The sequence below is a fragment of the Bacteroidota bacterium genome (genome assembly GCA_016194975.1).
Classification (GTDB): domain Bacteria; phylum Bacteroidota; class Bacteroidia; order Palsa-965; family Palsa-965.
On sequence record JACQAM010000012.1, the window covers coordinates 108,540 to 127,317 of the forward strand.

12 protein-coding genes are annotated in these 18,778 nt (G+C 42.5%); 5 read left to right on the forward strand and 7 right to left on the reverse strand.

Annotated features, from left to right (window positions below; all coding sequences use genetic code 11):
- Positions 1-279 precede the first annotated feature (279 nt).
- Positions 280-2,718, forward strand: a complete 2,439-nt coding sequence (locus tag HY064_09175) for a carbohydrate binding family 9 domain-containing protein (GenBank protein MBI3510825.1) — start codon at positions 280-282, stop codon at positions 2,716-2,718.
- A 56-nt stretch (positions 2,719-2,774) separates the two neighbouring features.
- Positions 2,775-3,602: a hypothetical protein gene (locus HY064_09180; GenBank protein MBI3510826.1), complete on the forward strand. Its 828-nt coding sequence runs from the start codon at positions 2,775-2,777 to the stop codon at positions 3,600-3,602.
- 26 nt (positions 3,603-3,628) lie between these two features.
- Here HY064_09180 and HY064_09185 read toward each other — a convergent pair whose 3' ends face one another.
- From HY064_09185 to HY064_09215, 7 genes are all read right to left on the reverse strand, one after another.
- Positions 3,629-6,166: a glycoside hydrolase family 2 protein gene (locus tag HY064_09185; protein MBI3510827.1), complete on the reverse strand. Its 2,538-nt coding sequence runs from the start codon at positions 6,164-6,166 to the stop codon at positions 3,629-3,631.
- 50 nt (positions 6,167-6,216) lie between these two features.
- Complete coding sequence (locus HY064_09190) at positions 6,217-6,918, reverse strand: copper homeostasis protein CutC (GenBank protein ID MBI3510828.1); 702 nt, start codon at positions 6,916-6,918, stop codon at positions 6,217-6,219.
- The gene (locus tag HY064_09195) at positions 6,915-9,263 is read right to left on the reverse strand and encodes a beta-N-acetylhexosaminidase (GenBank protein MBI3510829.1); all 2,349 of its coding nucleotides are present in this window, start codon (positions 9,261-9,263) and stop codon (positions 6,915-6,917) included. The genes HY064_09190 and HY064_09195 overlap by 4 nt, the downstream gene beginning before the upstream one ends.
- Positions 9,264-9,466: 203 nt before the next feature.
- A complete protein-coding gene (locus tag HY064_09200) occupies positions 9,467-9,934 on the reverse strand; it encodes a hypothetical protein (protein MBI3510830.1) in 468 nt (155 codons plus the stop codon).
- A gap of 104 nt (positions 9,935-10,038) precedes the next feature.
- On the reverse strand, positions 10,039-11,214 hold the full coding sequence (locus tag HY064_09205; protein MBI3510831.1) for an aminopeptidase: 1,176 nt from the start codon (positions 11,212-11,214) through the stop codon (positions 10,039-10,041).
- 162 nt (positions 11,215-11,376) lie between these two features.
- Positions 11,377-14,466, reverse strand: coding sequence for a WG repeat-containing protein (locus tag HY064_09210; protein ID MBI3510832.1), 3,090 nt, complete (start codon positions 14,464-14,466; stop codon positions 11,377-11,379).
- Positions 14,467-14,708: 242 nt separating this feature from the next.
- Positions 14,709-15,971 carry an asparagine synthetase B gene (locus HY064_09215; GenBank protein ID MBI3510833.1) on the reverse strand — a complete coding sequence of 421 codons (1,263 nt, stop codon included), beginning with the start codon at positions 15,969-15,971 and terminating at the stop codon, positions 14,709-14,711.
- A gap of 493 nt (positions 15,972-16,464) precedes the next feature.
- On the opposite strand from HY064_09215, the gene HY064_09220 reads away from it, so the two are divergent.
- The 3 genes from HY064_09220 to rny all read left to right on the forward strand — a co-directional run bounded on the left by HY064_09220 (position 16,465) and on the right by rny (position 18,769).
- A complete protein-coding gene (locus HY064_09220; protein ID MBI3510834.1) occupies positions 16,465-16,755 on the forward strand; it encodes a hypothetical protein in 291 nt (96 codons plus the stop codon).
- Between the two features lie 24 nt (positions 16,756-16,779).
- Positions 16,780-17,076, forward strand: coding sequence for a cell division protein ZapA (locus tag HY064_09225; GenBank protein ID MBI3510835.1), 297 nt, complete (start codon positions 16,780-16,782; stop codon positions 17,074-17,076).
- A 163-nt stretch (positions 17,077-17,239) separates the two neighbouring features.
- On the forward strand, positions 17,240-18,769 hold the full coding sequence (rny, locus tag HY064_09230; GenBank protein ID MBI3510836.1) for a ribonuclease Y: 1,530 nt from the start codon (positions 17,240-17,242) through the stop codon (positions 18,767-18,769).
- Positions 18,770-18,778 lie beyond the last annotated feature (9 nt).

The window sequence follows — 18,778 nt, forward strand, 5'->3', positions numbered from 1 at the left end:
AACAGCCGATGTTCTGATCCTGAAAAATAATTTTAAAGAAAACAGTAATTGGCCGTTTATGCGGGGTCAATGGTCAGGGGCCATTTGGCAATGGTCATTTGTGATAATATTTTATCAAACCTCTAATGACAATTGGCCAATGACTTCCCCTTTTTTGAGGATGACCGGTCTTATTTCCATTTGAGCATGGTGAAAAATAGCTGCCGAATTGATGCACAATAATTTTCAGAAATAACAACAATGCCGGCGCACATGTTACCTTTGTCAGTTATTTTTCCAATGAAAAAAGTTGTTCCGATAATTATTTTTCTGTGCATAAGCGTACTCGCGCACGCGCAGGAAAATATTTGCCGGAGCATGAATGCACTTCGTGTTACAACGGCTCCCGTTATCGACGGAGTTCCGGATGATTCCTGCTGGAAAAATGCAGAGATCGCTGCTGACTTTGTTCAGTTTCAACCTCACCCCGATACTTCTTCGCGCGAAAAAACAGAAGTGAAGATCGTTTACAACAATGACGGAATTTATGTGCTTGCGCGCATGTACGATCATTCGCCCGACAGTATTCTCCATCAGCTTGGGCCGCGGGATGAATTTCAGAATAATGCAGATGCGTTTGCAATTTTTCTTGACACTTACCACGATGGAAGAAATGCATTTTTTTTCGGTGTGACTGCTGCCGGTGTGCAAACCGATGCGCGTTACACCGTTGATAAAGGAGATCTGAGTTTGAATGCGGTGTGGTACAGTAAAGCGGTGATCAATAAAGAAGGATGGTGTGTGGAAATGAAAATTCCTTTTCAGGCCATTCGTTTTCCGAATAAGGAGGTGCAGGAATGGGGATTGAATTTCGAACGCGTCATTCGGCGTTATCGTGAAATTTCTTACTGGAATCGTGTCGATCCGAATACGCTGGGCGTTATCAACCAGTGCGGCGTTTTGAAAGGGCTGGAAAATATTATTTCTCCCGTTCGCCTTGCTTTGCTTCCTTACGTTTCGGGTTACGTTGAAAATTATAACGGGAGCACCGGTTTTTCTGCCAATGGAGGAATGGATATTAAATATGGGATTAACGAAAGTTTTACGCTCGACATGACGCTCATTCCCGATTTCGGACAAACGCTGAGCGATAATCTTGTGCTGAATCTTTCTCCGGTGGAAGTGAAATTCGATGAGCGCAGATATTTTTTTACGGAAGGGACAGAACTCTTCAATAAGAACGATCTTTTTTATTCGAGAAGAATAGGAGGGAAGCCGGTGAATTACAATTCTGTTTCTTCTCAATTGGATTCGAATGAAGTGATCAGCGATAATCCTTCCGATACACGCTTGTACAATGCGGTGAAAATTTCCGGCCGCACTCCATCGAAACTCGGCGTTGGATTTTTAAATGCGATCTCTGCACCTTCGTTCGCAACCGTGACCGATACTCTTGAACATACTTCACGCAGAATTGAAACGAATCCGCTCACGAATTATAATGTGCTGGTCATTGATAAAATTCTGAAGAACAATTCCTATATCGGTTTTCTCAACACGGGCGTGCTGCGCGAAGGTAACGCGCGCGATGCGGATGTGAGCAGCGTGCAGTTCCGCGCGGGCGACAAAAAAAATAAATATGCGATAGAAGGTTTTGGTGACATGAGCAATATTTTTATTTCCGGAAATTCTGCCAGCACCGGTTATCGTTACAACATCACGGCCGGAAAAGTTTCCGGAAAATATACAGCAATGGCGCGTTACAAAGTAGTATCCGATAAATTCGATCCGAATGATCTGGGTTACCTTGATCGTAACAACGTGGTTGATTACGGAATTTCGCAGTCGTATAATATTTTCAAACCATTCGGGCATTTTATTTTCATGCTGAATAATGTGGATCTTGATCTCGGCAGTCTATTCATTCCGCGCCATTATACTTTTTTTACTATAACCGGAAAACACATTTTTACTTTCCGGAATTGGTTTACATGCGGTGTGAACTGGCTGGCTGATCCAATAATTTCCTACGATTATTTTGAAACGCGTGTGCCGGGACGTTATCTCATTTATCCGAAAAATTATCAGCTCGGTGGATTTATCTCTTCCGATTACCGGAAAAAATTTGCGCTTGATGGCGGTATCAATTACCGCATATTTTTAGAACGGAATCGCACGATCTTCAATTACAATCTTGCGCCACGCTGGAGAGTGAACGATAAATTATTCATTGTTTACAAGTGGGAACAGGAACTGAAGCATGACAACGTTGGTTACGTGGCTTATCGTAACGATTCACTTTTTTTCGGTGTGCGCGATCTGAACACGATAACGAACACGGTGACGCTGAATTATATTTTCACCAATAAAATGGGACTGACCTTGCGTGTGCGTCATTATTGGTCGCAGGCCGATTACAAATCTTATTTTTTACTGAACGATGCGGGAAAAGTGGAAGACGCTTATTACAATGGAAATTCCGATGTAAGTTTCAATGCATTCAACATCGACATGATCTTTACGTGGCAATTTCTTCCCGGTAGCGAGGTAAGCGTGGTGTGGAAGAATGCGATACTTACACAGGATAATTTACTAAAGGCAAATTATATTGAGGACTCAAAATATATTTTCAATTCGCCGCAGAATAATTCTTTCTCGGCAAAAGTGATCTGGTACATTGATGCCGGAAAGTGGTTTGCAAAAGATTCTTCTTTCCGGAGAAGAGATCAGAAATTTTGATTTAGGGGGGAAAGTTGTAAATTAGATTCTGAAATTGTTTATCAAAAACCCTCCTCATGAAAAAAATATTATCAATTCTCCTGATGCTTGTCGCGGCAAAATTGTGTGCGCAGGATACGATCGTGAAAAAAAACGGAGATAGGATCAATGCAAATATTATTGAGGTGAGCGAGACCGCTGTGAAATATTACAGAACGGGAATGCCCGATAGCCCGGTTTTCATTCTTAAAACAGCGGAGATATCGAGGATTATTTACCGGAATGGAGATGTAGAGAATCTCGACAATGCTACTATCGGAAATTCGACGGAATTCAACGGGATTAAACACCGGAATAATGCGTCGTTCAATGCGCTTGATCTGACCCTCGGAATTATTACTTTCAATTATGAATTCAATATCATTCGGGATAAGTTCTCCGTTATGATCCCGCTTTCGAGTGGTATATATACGATTACGCAGCAGATTCCAGAAAATAAAGATTATGAACTTTATTATAACAAGCATAAAAGTTTTTCTACCGGGTTAAATTTTCTTTTTTATCCTTATGGTCAGAACAGGATATTCAATTATTACTGCGGATTATCTGTTCAGTATGGAGGAGTGCTTTACCACGAAGCGGTTTATTCAGGTGGAGGTTACTATAATTACAACTATTATTTTGTGAATTACGTGAATTACGAAGAGTATTTCTTAGAATCTGGCCTTGTAAACGGGGTTCTTATCAATATAAACGAGCGTATGTGTTTTTCCACGTCAGTTACTTTCGGAATAAAATATATTACTGATGAAAAAAGTACTGACTACTCTATGGTACAAGCAGGAATAAATATCGGTTATCGTCTTGGTAAATCTCCTTATCATTCACAACCGGAGAAAAACTAATTATTACCAGGGCTGAACAAGAGAGTTCAGTTCCCTAAATTATTCATCATCTGAATTTTTATTCTCTTCCGCAATTCTTCCTCCGAAAACGTGGTGTGAATTTCCACTCTCTTTGGTTCTCCGGGCAAAACATCAAAACCATTATTGTCAATCACGATTGCAGAAGAATCAAAAGTGAGATAAACATTTTTAGCTACGGAGTTGGCAGTGAATTCCAAATATTGTTTTCCGTTTTCTGTTTTCAGCGCCCATGCCAGGCCCGGATCTTTTGCAAGGCGAAGGCTTTTGTCTGCGGCAACAAAATAAATTGCGGAACAGATCGTATCCGTATTATTCCTGCAGGTAACCTCGAGATAAGCATTGGACAGATCGAGTTTAGCAGTAAGATAACTCATGGGATAATACTTGACCTGCTTGCTGCTGTGGTTAATGAATTCCTCCTGCCACTCTTCCGGCTGCTCAAGTAATTTTCCATCCAGCGATTTCCATTCGCAGCGGATCATGGTTGCTTTATCTTCTTCCTCATCGCTCACCATATTTACGCAGAGTGAATCTCCTTTTTTGCAGATGATCACGCTTTCCGGCGCATACAATTCTTTCAACTTGTAATCAATAATTTTTTTCTCCCCATAATAATCTATCGAAGACCACGTGATTCCCGGCCAGCAATCATTGTATTGCCAGAATAAAGTTCCCATGCAATAAGGCAGGACCGCACGATGATCATTTATTGCACGCGTCATCGCATCGGCCTGCATGACCTGCGAAACATAAATATAATCTTCAAAATTTTTGGGAACAGGATAAGCAAGCTGCATGTACCAATCGATAGTTGCAGCGCCTTTTTCATTTTTCTGGTGAGCGCAGGTATCGAATTCATTTTCTAAATAGTTTTTTCCGCCGTTGAATAATTTGAAAGTAGAAAGTGCCGGCATTCCCTGGAATCCGTATTCGGTCATGAATCTTCCTACGTGCGAATCGTAAGCGGAAAATGGTTTCATTCCCCACCACACGCCCCAGTAATGCACGTCTCCTTTTTTGTATGCTTCATCATGTCCCCAGCCGAATTCAGGAGAACCGGGGAGGTAAGGAAAATTATCCGAGGTCTCGCGGCCGAGCATCACCTTAAGCAAACCGATTGAGTCATTGAAAAGTTCCCTGTAATTTTTTTCAATCGTCTTTTTTTCCGCAGAAGTAAAATCTTTTTGCCAGTCCCAGTTCATCCACCCTTCCATGTTTTCATTATTGCCGCACCACAAAGAAAGACAAGGGTGATTTGCGAGCCGCGAAATATTATCGGCCGCTTCATCTCTCACTACGTTGTAAAAGTGAAGTGAGCCCGGATACATGCCGCACGCAAATGGAAAATCCTGCCACACCATGATGCCCAGTGAATCGCACAGATCATAAAATACATCCTGCTCATAAATTCCTCCGCCCCAAACGCGCAGCATATTCATGTTTGAATTTTTTGCGGTTTTCAGCAGGTAAGAATATTTTGTTCTCGTTACGCGTGGAATAAAATTATCGCAGGGGATCCAGTTCGCTCCCTTGATGAAAATGGGAACACCATTGAGCAGAAAACGGAAATCATCCTGGAAATTTTCATTCTTCGTAACAAGTTCAATTGTGCGTACGCCGAATGTTTCATTGTATTCATCTTCGTGTTTTCCCGAAGTAAGTTTGATCTTCATTTTATACATTTTCGGTTTTCCTTTTCCGTTGCACCACCACAAACGCGGATGATGAATTGTGAAATGGCCTTCAATGATGGTTCTTCCGGAAACCAGTTCATCAATAATTTCATTGGTTTCATACGTTGTCGAATCATCTGCGATCGATAATGAGAATCTGTTGTTTCTGAATTTTTCGAGGACAATAGAATATTTTATGGACGCCGAATCGCCGTCGATCCAGTCAGTGGAGAAATCTGCATCGCGGATAAAATTATGCGACCAGCCAAGCAGTTTCACATTTTTCCAGATGCCGCAGGTTACTAATCGTGGGCCGAAATCCCATCCAAACTGGTACTGTGCTTTTCGTATGTACACGCGGTCGCCTCCTGGAAGATGATCAACATCAGAAAGCGATTTGTTTTTTGCGATGAGTTCAGAAGCGGGATGAAAAATAATTTTCAGGATATTATTTTTCTTTTTCAAAATGTGATTTACATTTTTGGAATAGGACAAAAACATATCCTCGGCGGTGAAGAGCAATGAATCGTTAAGATAAACATCAGCATACGTATCGAGCCCTTCGAAATCGAGTTCTTTGTTTTTCTGTTTCCACAATTCTTTATCGCAATCAAAAGCGGTTTTGTATTCCCATGTTTTTGTTTCCACCCATTGCACTTTATTTTCATTGTCGCCGATGAAAGGATCGGGAATTTTTCCATTGGCAAGAAGATCGGTGTGAACAGTGCCGGGAACTGTCGCGGGCATCCAGTTGTTTTTTTGTGCTTCGGAAAATTTCCAGTTGGAGTTGAGCGATTGGGTGGTGCATTGAGCGAAGATGGTTGCAGAATAGAAAAAAAATAAATTAACCGCTAAGGCGCTGAGGCGCAAAGAAAATTTCTGAGAACTTCGTCTCTCTCTGTTCAAATAAGAAATCAGTTTCATCCCAACGCACGTTTTAATCCGGCAATGATATTTCTATCGGGCAACACATCTTTTCCAAAGTCAAACGGAATTCCATTACTTGAAATTGCTTTTGCGGAAGAATGAAATTCGCTGCATCCTGTTTCTTCTGCAATTTGTCTTGCGTTTTCTGCATTGATTCCACCTCCCGGCATGAGAATTATTTTTTCTTCAGAAAATAAATTCAGTTCTGCAATTATTCCCGCTCCTTCGAGTGCATTTATTTTTCCGCCTGAAGTGAGTACGCGCTGAATTCCGCATTGAATTAAAATTTCAAGCGCTTCTTTTTTATTTTCTGCGAGATCGAACGCACGGTGAAATGTTATTTCCATTGCGGAAGCAGTTTCTTTCAAGCGCTGAATATTTTCTTCTGCAATTTTATTTTCTCCGATGAGGCAACCGAAGACAACTCCTGAAGCACCGAGTTCTTTGCAAAGCGCAATATCATTCGACATCGTTTGAATTTCTATCGGGGAATAAATGAAATTTCCCCCGCGCGGGCGTATCATCACGTGTACCGGCACGCCTGCAAACTTGCACACGTGCGCGATGGTTCCGAAAGATGGAGTGAGTCCGCCTTCGAGGTAACTGCTGCAGAGTTCAACGCGGTCGGCGCCCGCATCTGCTGCGATCATTGCTCCTTCGACGCTGAAGACTGCTATTTCCAATATTTTTTTCAATGAACTTCTATTTCTGAAACGAATAACCATGCTGCCATTCCTTCGCCGGGATTTCCGGGAGGAATTTTCAGTTGAGGATAAACGATAATGTGAATGAATCTTGCCTTGGCGTAATTCATCTCGTTATTATCATTTGGGTCAACCACCGTTATTACATTACTCCATCCGTGTGTATTCTGCTTATCTCCGCCTTCTGATTCAAGATGGCCCCATAACGGAAGATTGGCTGGAGAATAATTTTTACCGTCTGTAGAAATTTCAATTTGATATTTGACCGGGGCATGGATCCAACTTCCATGATCAACAAGATAATCGAAACCGATTTCCGAAATAGAATCTTCTGTTTTTCCAAGATCAATGATGAGATCAAGTGTATCTTTTAAAAATCCCAGCCATTCATTTCCTCTCCACGGATTCGTTTGTCCTTCTATTCCATCAATGAGTGAAAATGCTCCGCCTGTATTGTAACTTTTGTTCGGCGGCTTGCGGAGTGAAATTGGTTTTCCTGTTGCAAGATTGTAATTGAAAACCCAGGTGTTTTCATTCCCCAATTGTTTTCCATCGATAAAAAGTGCAGCGTGTACGGTCAGTGGTTTGTTGATCGTTATCGGAAAATCATAAACGTAATGTCGTGCAGAATCTCCTTCATTGAACCAATACATGATCTTCGCATTTTTTTTGTTCGTGTTCAACCCGAGTGAAATTCCACTGAATGAATTGGAAGTGATCTTTGCCTGTAGATCGAAAATACTTTTTGCATAATTGATATTCAGTTTGTCGAGCAAATGAAAATGCTGAATGACCCGTTCTTCGAAATGAGAATAATTTTTTTCCTGGGGAATGGTCCACGCCACTTCCGCGAGTGCGCATATACGCGGGAACACCATGTACTGCACGTACGGCCACGTGCCTATGTATTCCGTCCAGACATTTGCCTGCACACCCATGATGTATTTTTTTTCATCTGCATTCAATGAAGCGGGAACAGGATCGTAACTGTAAACTTTGTCGAGCGGAAGATACCCGCCGATCGCAAGTGGTTCATTGTTATTCTGCGATTGATAATGATCGAAGTAACACCATCCGCCGGGCGACATCACCACATTATGTTTTGCTTTTGCTGCAGCAATTCCTCCGTCTTCACCACGCCACGACATTACTGCGGCGCCATCGGCCAATCCGCCTTCGAGAATTTCATCCCAGCCAATTGCATTCTTGTGATACTTCTGAAGAATGGCAACCACTTTTTTCGTGAACCAGCTCTGCAATTCATTTTCATCTTTCAGTTTATTATCTGCAATTAATTTCTGGCAATACGGATCGGCTTTCCATCTTGCTTTCGGGCATTCATCGCCACCAATGTGAATGTATTGCCCGGGAAATAATTCGCTCACTTCCTTCACCACTTCATCAATGAACTCAAATGTTTTTTCATTCGGGCACATCACATCATCAAACACGCCCCACGTTTTTGAAACTTCGAAGGGCCCGCCGGTGCAACTCAATTCAGGATATGCTGCAAGAGCCGCAAGCGAATGCCCGGGCATTTCAATTTCGGGAACGATGGTAATGTGAAGTGACTGCGCATATTTTACAATTTCCCGAATATCATCCTGCGTGTAAAATCCACCGTAGTGTAGGGTGTCGTACTGTGGAGGGTCGTTCGCGCCTTCGTGGCCAATGAGTGTTCCGCTTCTCCACGCGCCAACAGAAGTAAGTTCCGGATATTTTTTTATTTCAATTCTCCAGCCCTGGTCGTCGGTGAGATGCCAGTGAAAAACATTCAGCTTGTACATGGCCATCCAGCGTAAATATTCTTTTATTTTTTCTTTATCGTAAAAATGCCGCGACACATCGAGATGCATTCCTCTCCAGGGGAAACGCGGTTGATCGACGATGGAACACGATGGAATGTGATAGCCAACGGGGCCAAGATCAGTATTCGGATTCAGGATCAATTGAAACAAACTCTGCAGCGCATAAAAAATTCCTGCATGTCCGCCGTAAATATTTATTTCATTACGATTGATAAAAAGATCATAACCTTCATCGGGAATGTCGGTGCTGTCTTCGGAAATATAAATGAAACCGGAAGAAACTTTTTTATTCGAATACTTCAGATCGACGCCATAAATATTTTTTACTTCATCGCGGAAAGCATCGATCTCGTTGCGATAGAATTTATTGTCGGTAACGATAACGGTTGAATTGGACAAAGAAAATTCTCCGTTGAAAGGTAAAAGTGTATAAGGCCGTGGAATAACGGGATAACGATCGGCATCGTATTGCGCGAAAAGAGAGGTGGAGCAAAAAACGAAAATGAAAAGCGGGAATAATTTTCTCACGAACTAAAGTTAATTCTTTACCGAATTAAACAGTGATAATCTATGAAAATCAGTGGCAAATTATTCTCCTGCAAAAACCGGCCTATTTCTATGTTGACAAAAATCGCCACGGATTACATTGATTTTCACAGATTGATTTTTCCAATACAAGGAACATAACCAACATAACCAACACCAGCAACGTAACGAACCCAACAAACCAATCACACCTCTTCAAACGGCTCCACGATCAACCCTTCCATGGCAGGACTGAGTTCTATTTTCCCGGTAGAAAAATTCAGCAGCACGGCATCATTGCGATACATATTTTCTCCATCGTCCACCAATTCTATTTTAACGAGTTTTTTTCCAATGGCAGGTTTCCATAATTCATCAGGAGAAAAATCTTCGGAACGCTGATCGATCTGTCCGCCATAATCTTTTAGCAGAAGAAATTTTGTTTTCTCAGCATCGAAATCTTCCAATAAAAAAATTCCGGGATCATCATCCTGTGTTCCTGAAAAAACAAGACGCGTTCTGTCGGAAAAAATAAGTTCCAGTTTATCGAGGAATTCAAAAATATCGCCGGGTTTTGTTTTATTCTGCCAGAAATGATAATGAACGGCCGAGAGCGTTTTGCCTTCACTCTTTTTCAACGTTATTAATTCTTCAGGAGAAAAATACTCAGCCATAATGCGAAGGTAATGAGTAATGAGTTATGGGTTGGGAGTACGGAGTATGGAGTAAGGGCTACGGAGCAGTTCTTAAAACAATGAGTTTTAAAACCCGAAAGCCATTACTGAATAAATCCCATCTTCTTCGCAATGTCTTTCGGGAGCGCAGCTTTATTGATAAGGATGCTTGTCGTTTTAAATTCGAAGTAAGCTTCCGATGCATAAAAATATCCGGAGAGATCGTTATTCTCGGCGCCCCAGGAATTTTTTACGATGTAATATTTTTTCCCGGTCTGGTCTTTCACCATTCCGGAAATCTGCATTCCATGATCGTCCTGCGTGCTTAAATTATCGAACGCATCCTGGCGCATTTGCTGTGTGATCACTTTGTCTTTGCAGGGTTTCAGAAAAATAGAATCTTTTTCTTCTTTCGGGATTTTATCCCAATCTGTTTCAGGAACAATAGCGAGCCCGCTGCGATACGCGAAAAAATTCTCACTCACATCAGCGCCCCACGCCACCGTGAATCCATTCATCACAGCATTCGTTGCCACTGCATTCATTTCTTCCATCGGAATATTATAAAGCATTCCCCAACTCCAGTTATCGGGAATCTCCAATGGAAATTGCGAATAAAAAGGATGATGCGTAAAAGAAGTGATCGCCACATAATCGGATGGTTTGAATCCGAGAAAAGTGGCATAGGAATTCGGAGTGTATGTTTTTCCGTCGACCACAAAATTCGCAGGAGGTGCTCCGAGGTACGCATCGAGTGCGGCCGTGAAAGCAGCCAGCCAGTTCGGAGAAAGTTTTCCTTCGCTCAGTTTCAGTTGTGCATCGAGAATTGCCTTGAGCACATCATCCATTTCTCCGTGGCGGATCTTGTCTTCTCCATTTGGCAAACCGGAATAAACAGACTGCGGAACAATTCCATAAGTTGCAGAAAGATTGATCACATCATGTGGTTCTCCTCCCGGGCCGAAATTTGTTTTGCCCATCATGCGCATATATTTTTTTGCTTTTTCGATGTATCCTGCGCGCACGATCCACATTTCAGAAATATCGATGTTGCCTTTTCCCATTCGCATGAATTCCGATTCGAGAAATGATTCGGTGGAAAAACACCAGCAGGTGCCGGAGTGAAACTGATCTTTAACGCTTGTGCATTTTTCTTCGGCCACTTTTGTAAAGCGAAGTTTGCTTCCTTTTTTATTCGTGGCAGCACTGTCCTGTGCGAAGGAAGAAAAATAAAAGAGTGTTGCGGGAACGAGAAGAAGAGTTTTCAGAATATTTTTCATGAGTGAAGAATTGGTAAAAGCGTACCGAAGATAAGAAAGGTTTGGCAGCAGAAAATTACGCGGTTAAGAGCGGTTATTAGTATTGACCGGCGGTATTACTTTCGGTTTACAGTTTACGGTTTGAATTTTTTCTTAATGATGAATTATCAGAACCGAAAACATTTATTTCACTCCCAATTTCCTTTTCACATCTGCGCGCATGTAGGGAGCAATTTTTTCCCAGGGAATAAAGATCATCAACGCTTCCTGGTTGTGCGTAAATCCGGGCGGATACAATTCAATTCCTTTTTCACAAATGAGAAAACTGCTTTGCAGGATCTTCGGGAACATATACGGATTGGTGCATTCTCCTTTTACATCAAGATTATTCTGCAGGTAATCCATCACGGTTTGAATAATGAAATTTTTCCATTCTGTTCCCGTGAAAAGCGAATCGAGCAATAGTGGATGAGGCCCGTCGCTGAACAACATGGTGTTGAACATGAAATCGCATTCGGGAAGGTGGTCATGGAAGAAAGGTGGATAGGAATAATTACTTCGTGCTACAGAGATCACAGAATCGGTGCAGTATCGGACAAAATGTGCATGCGAGGAATATTCGTAATCAGGCATCCAGTTGTAGAAGAAATAAACTTTTTTAAAATTTTTCTCGCAGAATTCGCATTTGTAATAACTGTAATTAAGAGTGGTGTCCTGGTGAAATCTTTTCGGAAAAAGAATGGAATCATAAAGTACAGCGTGCGTCCATGCGGGAAGAGAGTCGTACGTCATTCCGCTGAAATAATCAATGGCAGGAAGGTGCTGATCCGTGATAAATTTGTTTGAATAAAGATCGGTGGTAAAATTTCCGGAAGCCCGGCGGAGCACCTCGTTGTAAGCGAGTGAATCGGGAATGATCATTCCCACTGTAGCATCGAAAGTAAAATGCGATTTTTCATTATAGAAAACAAAATAATGGAGATTGGCCGCTTTATCTCCTCCTTTACGCGCGTACGCGTGATAATCGGCCATGCCCATCGCTTTCCACATTGTATCGGTAAGGAATTTTCCGTTTTTGTCAATGAGCCCGATATTTCCTGTGCATGTTTTCACGGCAAAATAATTTCCATCGTCATCAAGTTCGTGAATCCGGTTGAATCCGCCCGTTACAAATTTTTTCTGCGTTGCATTGAAAACCCTTTCACCGTCGGGCATTATGCACAGTGCATCTTCTGACCCGATGTAGGTGATAAAATTAGGATGCTGTCCATAAGGAATGACTACATCGCCGGTTCTTATGTCGAGGAGCTGAACATTATTTGTGCGTTTATGAAAAGCAGATTCTTTCCTGTTGGGCCTGAGTTCTACTTCGAGAAGATGATCCACGTAATACCTGGTTATAATATAATTCCAGGTCGTATCGACGAGCAATTTTCCATCACTGTCAATGATTCCCTGTTTTTCATGTTTGAAAGAAGTGATCTGGAAAAGCGGTTCTTCGGAATCTTTCCTGTAAATCACTTGCGCACTTCTGATCTTCCCGATAGGGATTATTTTTTTTCCATCGCTGCGAATAATTCCTGCACCTGGACGGTAATAGTGATACACCCTGAAATAATTCATTCCGGTTTCGTGCGTAAGGAGTTCACAATTGTAGAGTGAAGTGAAACTGAATTTTCCATCGCGGAGATAATAATATTCCGAATCATTATCGAAATTCCTGTTGATGAGATCAGCCCGACGGAATCCGGCCAGCGCTGAGCCGTCGGAATTTCTTGAAACAATATTCATGGGACGAACGATCATGGCCGTTGCATGAAGCAAGCTATCCCAGGTGAATGAATTTGATTTGTAAAAACTGTTGTAGGGAATGTAGCAGAGTTTCTGGTTGCGGTTATGGATAAGAGTTGTGTCGAGAAAAAGAACGGCTCCATCGCTTGCTACTTGTTTGGAAAAATAATTTCCTGCCGGCGCTCTGCTCACTACACGGGCATCATCATTCTTTGAGTACACCATGACCAATGTGCTGTCTTTTGCATCCTGCGGATGTTCCGATCCCGATGGAAAAGTAAGCACCATGCCTTCATTCTCATTGGTGAAAATAATATCGTCGGATTCCTTATTGTAATACGTATAACGGAAAGGAACTATTTCCTGTCCCGATGAAGTTAGGACGCCGAACAGATTATTTTTTCTTGCAACGAAAACGATGAGCGGTGAACCGTTCGAAGAATCGGAAGTAACGGTATAAGAATTTACCTGATCGAGATAAGAATAAACCGGTTGAAGGATCCATTTCCTTTTATCACAATCGAAAATTCCGGTGGCACTGTCCGTTTGAAATTCCAGGATGTTACCATCAGAACCGTATCCGCTGCCCCCAAAAGCATATTTATAAATGAACGGAACGATCGTATCGCCGGTTGCAGAAATTATTCCCCAGTGTTTCTTGTTCATCCCGACGATGTAACCGGAGTTGTTCACGTCCGGGCCTTGGGGTAATCCATAATCAAATTCATCGATGTAAAAATAAGTCATGCTCCGGTCGGCCGTGAAACGATAGATGATCCGGCCGGTTGTGTCACAATACAACACGTGATGTTTTTGTTCGAGACGGGTGAAACTGTATTCCTCCTCTGAAAAACTGACGCTGCTGTATTTAGGTTTGAAAAGAACATTTCCTTTATTGTCCATCATGCCGTATTTCTGTCTCCAGATGAAATCGAAATCTTTTGTGAATGAGAAACGGTGATCCGCGATATAACGCGGTTCCGAATGCATCTTCTGGCGAATGCGAATGGAATCGCGGTGAATGTCTGTCCTGAAATTTTTTCTCCATTTGTAACGGACAATTATAGTTCCGTCTTCATAAATGGAAGCATCGCGGTATTTTACGGGAACGATCATTTTCCCTGTTGAATCCATCACTCCCCATTTCTTATCAGAATTTTTTACCATGAATTCATAACCGTCATCGGTGTGCTCCTGGTAGATCGATTCATAAATAACGGGAATGATGAGATTTCCTTTATTGTCGTAAACCCCCACTTTAGAAACGGCTTCCACGCGGAAATATTTATCAGACAAGGCGGCGATATTTTCGAAAGTTGGTTGTATCACCCAATTCCCGGAAGAATCTTTTACACCCGTTCCGCAATTCTGAAAATCGCGCTGAATGTAAAAATGTTTCGACTGGCCGAATGAAAATCCGGAGAACGAAAATAAAAACAGGAAGAGCAGGGAAGGGGAATACTTTCTTGGGGAGAATTTCATTTCTAAATTTAATTGAATTGCCGCTTACAGAAGTATAATGCGGGAAATAAAATTAGATACAGGTTATGAGTTATGAGTTATGGGTTTGGAAGAATCAATTCTAAATTACGGGCATCTCTAATAACTTCGAACTGCTGCGTTGGGCTACGTCCTCAAAATCCTCATTTACGAATAGTAAATTCCCGCCTTGCATTTCTGTGTTTTTAGAGATGCCCTTACTTACAACTAAAATCCAAAACTCATCACGTCTTCTGATGTTTCTTTTTCGCTGCCGGAAACAAAACATTATTCAGGATCAAACGGTATCCTGCTGAATTCGGATAGAGAGACAAATCAGTGGGAGGTTCTTCCACGCGATGCTGGTAATCTTCCGGATCATGCCCGCTGTAATACGTCCACATCCCTTTTCCGTAATCACCGTGAATGTAGCGTGCTTCGTTGATCGCTTTGTCTTCGCCCATAATGAGCACGCCCGGTTTGATGAGCGCTTTGTCGAATCCTGTTGTTTGTCCCCAAAAACCTTTAATAAGATTTGCATGATCCTGGCAAAGCATAGTGGGAACAGGATCCCATTTTGCAGAAAATTCGAAGAGCGAAAAATAATCGTTGCTTTCGTTCACACCTTTCGACTGGCGCGTTTCATAGGTATCGATATCTGAAAATTCATATTCATTCGAATTCATTTTCAAATGAAAATTCGTGAAGGCAAAAGTCTTTGAATAATCGAGTTTCGAATTGGCGTTCATATCCATTCCGTCGCCGTCATATTGTTTGTCGCAAATGTCAATTCCTTCTGCTGCCAGCGCAATGTCATAAGAATCAGTTGCGGAACACATCGCGAACATGAATCCACCTCCTGCCACGAAGTCGCGGATCTTTTTTGCAACGGCAAGTTTCATCTCCGAAACTTTTTTGAATCCGAGTTTTGCGGCCATCGATTCGTCGGTCGCCACTTGCTGACGGTACCACGGCGCATTGGAGAATCCAGCATAGAATCTTCCATACTGCCCGGTGAAATCTTCGTGATGCAGATGGATCCAGTCGTAATGCAACAAAGTATCCTGCATTACTTTTTCATCATAAACTACCTGGTAAGGAATTTCTGCGTACGTGAGCACAAGCGTTACCGCGTCATCCCAGGGTTGTTTGTCGGGCGGAGAATACACAGCGATCTTCGGTGGTTTTTCAAGTTTCACCGCATCCATATTCACTTCAGGAGAAGTAATTTCTTCGAGAATGGAAGTCACTTTTGCATCGGGCAGTGTTTCAAAGCTCACGCCGCGTGCGTTGCATTCATTCTCAAAACTTTTTTCATACTTGATGAGAAAACTTCCGTAGCGGTAATTCAGTAACCATTGTTCATCGCCGCCCTGTTCAAGTACCCAATAGGCAATTCCGTAAGCTTTCAAATGATCCTTCTGCGCGTCATCCATAGGTATGAGCAGGTATGCAGCGCGCACATGCACAAGCGCGAGGGAAAAAAGTAAAACAAAAATTCTTTTCATGAATTAAATATAAAGTTACGAAAAAGCATTTGCTTGCATTGTGCGATAATTATGCCATGGTGTTAAATAATTCAAATGCAAATTCGTTCAGGAATTCAGGCCGCAGTTCGTTTTGCATTTTTGATTTCGACAGCACGTTAAATTCACTTTTTTTATTTTTTTAAATCGTAAGTTCTATTTAAAAGATGAAAAGTTATTTTCTCCCCGCATTCATTTTGGTTGCGTTGAATTCATTTGCCCGGAAGAAAAATAGCATTGCCAATCAGTAATTTTTTTCGAAATAGAAATCTTTTTCTGTAAATCACTTCACCACTTCCGCTGCCCGCCCGTCCGCCCGTGCCGGTACGGACGGGGATGGCCCGGTCGGACGGGCTGCTAAACCGCTGTTGCTTCTTTTATTTCATTGGTGCGCAAACAATATTTTGCTGTTAACCATTAACAATCAACCCAAAAGATTATATTTACCTAAGTATTAATTCAAGCCCGTTTTTACGTGAAGTCGATCATCGCTTTAGCCAAAAGCGTCAAGGCAAAGACTCAAAAAATGCTACATTTGCAGGAAGCCCTGCAGAAGGAAAATTTGCGTCTTCACGAGCAGATTACCCGCTTGAAAAACAGGGCTGACGAACTGGAAAAGTTGAATAAGAAAATCGAAGACCAGAATAACGTTCTGAAAATTTCTAAAAACATTTCCGGTGATAACGAAAAGAATTCTGCTTTAAAACTCAGGATAAACGAGCTGGTGCGGGAAATAGATAAATGCATCGCTCAACTTAACAGGTGATTCACCTGGACCAAACCAAAAAAAATGGGCGAGAAGTCCGTCAAAATAACAATCGCAGGTCGTTCGTACCCGATCAAAATTGATTCGGGAGAAGAAACTGTAGTTCACGAAGCTGTAAAACGTGTGAATGAAAAAGTTTCATCTCTCCAGTCGAAATTCCAGGTACAGGATAAACAGGATCTCCTCGCGATGGCGGCTCTTCAATTCGCAACTCAATATCTCGAAGCGCAATCGAAAATCGTAGATGATCCGGATAAACTTCTCGCCGATCTGGCGGAAGTGGATTCCGCTCTCGACGCGCATCTCGCACGGTCCAAGTAATTGAGCGGAACTTCTCTCCGCACATTTCCCTGTTAATGAATTCCCGCACACAGTTCGGATAACTCCGGATGTAAGCGGGATTTTTGTTGAATTCAATTCATTAACCTTTCCGCTTAAACGGAAAATAAAACACACCAGAAAAATGTTCAAGGACCCGATCATCATGGCCATTATTGCCGGAGCCGGTTCTCTTCTTCTCGGGATCATTGTTACTGCCACCATTCTCCGTGGTGCAATAACAAAAAAATCGAAAGAGAAATTAGCCAAGGCAGAAGCCGACGGCGAAGCTCTGAAGAAAGAGAAACTCCTGCAGGCAAAAGAAAAATTCCTGCAATTGAAACAGGAACACGAAAAATCTGTCAATGAAAGAAATCACGGCGTGCAGCAGGCAGAAAATCGCGCACGACAAAAAGAGCAAACGCTGAATCAGAAAATAGAAGAGAACAAGCGCAAAGAAACTGAACTCGACAAACGGCGCAAAGATGTAGAACACCAGTTGGAACTCGTTGCGGCGAAACAGAATGACATTGACAAAATGCATCGTAAACAAGTGGAGCAACTCGAAGCGATAGCCGGAATGTCGGGCGATACTGCCAAAGCACAACTCGTGGAATCACTGAAGGCCGAAGCGAAAACGGAATCGATGGCGTATGTGAAAGAAATAATGGATGAAGCGAAGATGACTGCGAACAAAGAAGCAAAACGCATCGTCATTCAAACCATTCAGCGTGTAGCGACGGAACATGCGATTGAAAATTCTGTTTCTGTTTTTCATATCGAGAACGATGAAATGAAAGGCCGCATCATTGGCCGCGAAGGAAGAAATATCCGAACGCTCGAAGCGGCAACAGGAATTGAAATTATTGTCGATGATACTCCGGAAGCAATTATTCTTTCCGGGTTCGATCCCGTGCGACGCGAGATCGCGCGCCTTGCGCTGCACCAGCTCGTGACGGACGGGCGCATACATCCCGCGCGCATCGAAGAGATCGTTGAAAAAGTGAAGAAGCAAGTGGAAGATGAAATCATAGAAACAGGAAAACGTACCTGCATTGATATGGGAATTCATGGTTTGCATCCCGAACTCATTCGCATGGTGGGCAGAATGAAATACCGTTCTTCTTATGGACAAAATCTTCTGCAACACTCGCGCGAAGTGGCGAATCTCTGCGCGATCATGGCCGGCGAACTCGGATTGAATGTGAAAGCAGCAAAACGTGCAGGGCTTTTGCATGACATCGGAAAAGTTCCTGATAACGAACCGGAATTGCCGCACGCAATTCTCGGAATGAAACTCGCTGAGCAATTCAAAGAAAAGCCGGAGGTGTGCAACGCGATCGGCGCTCACCACGATGAGATAGAAATGAATTCGATGATCTCACCGATCATACAGGTGTGTGATGCGATCTCGGGAGCGCGCCCGGGTGCACGCAGGGAAATCGTGGAGCAATACATCAAGCGGCTGAAAGATCTGGAAGCACTCGCGCTCTCTTACCAGGGCGTTGATAAAACGTACGCGATACAGGCGGGCCGAGAGTTGCGCGTGATCGTCGCTTCGGATAAAGTCACGGATAAAGACGCAGAAAAACTTGCACTCGATATTTCGCAGAAAATTCAGAATGAAATGACCTATCCGGGACAAGTAAAAGTCACGGTCATTCGCGAGACGAGAGCAGTGGGATACGCTAAATAACAGTTTTCA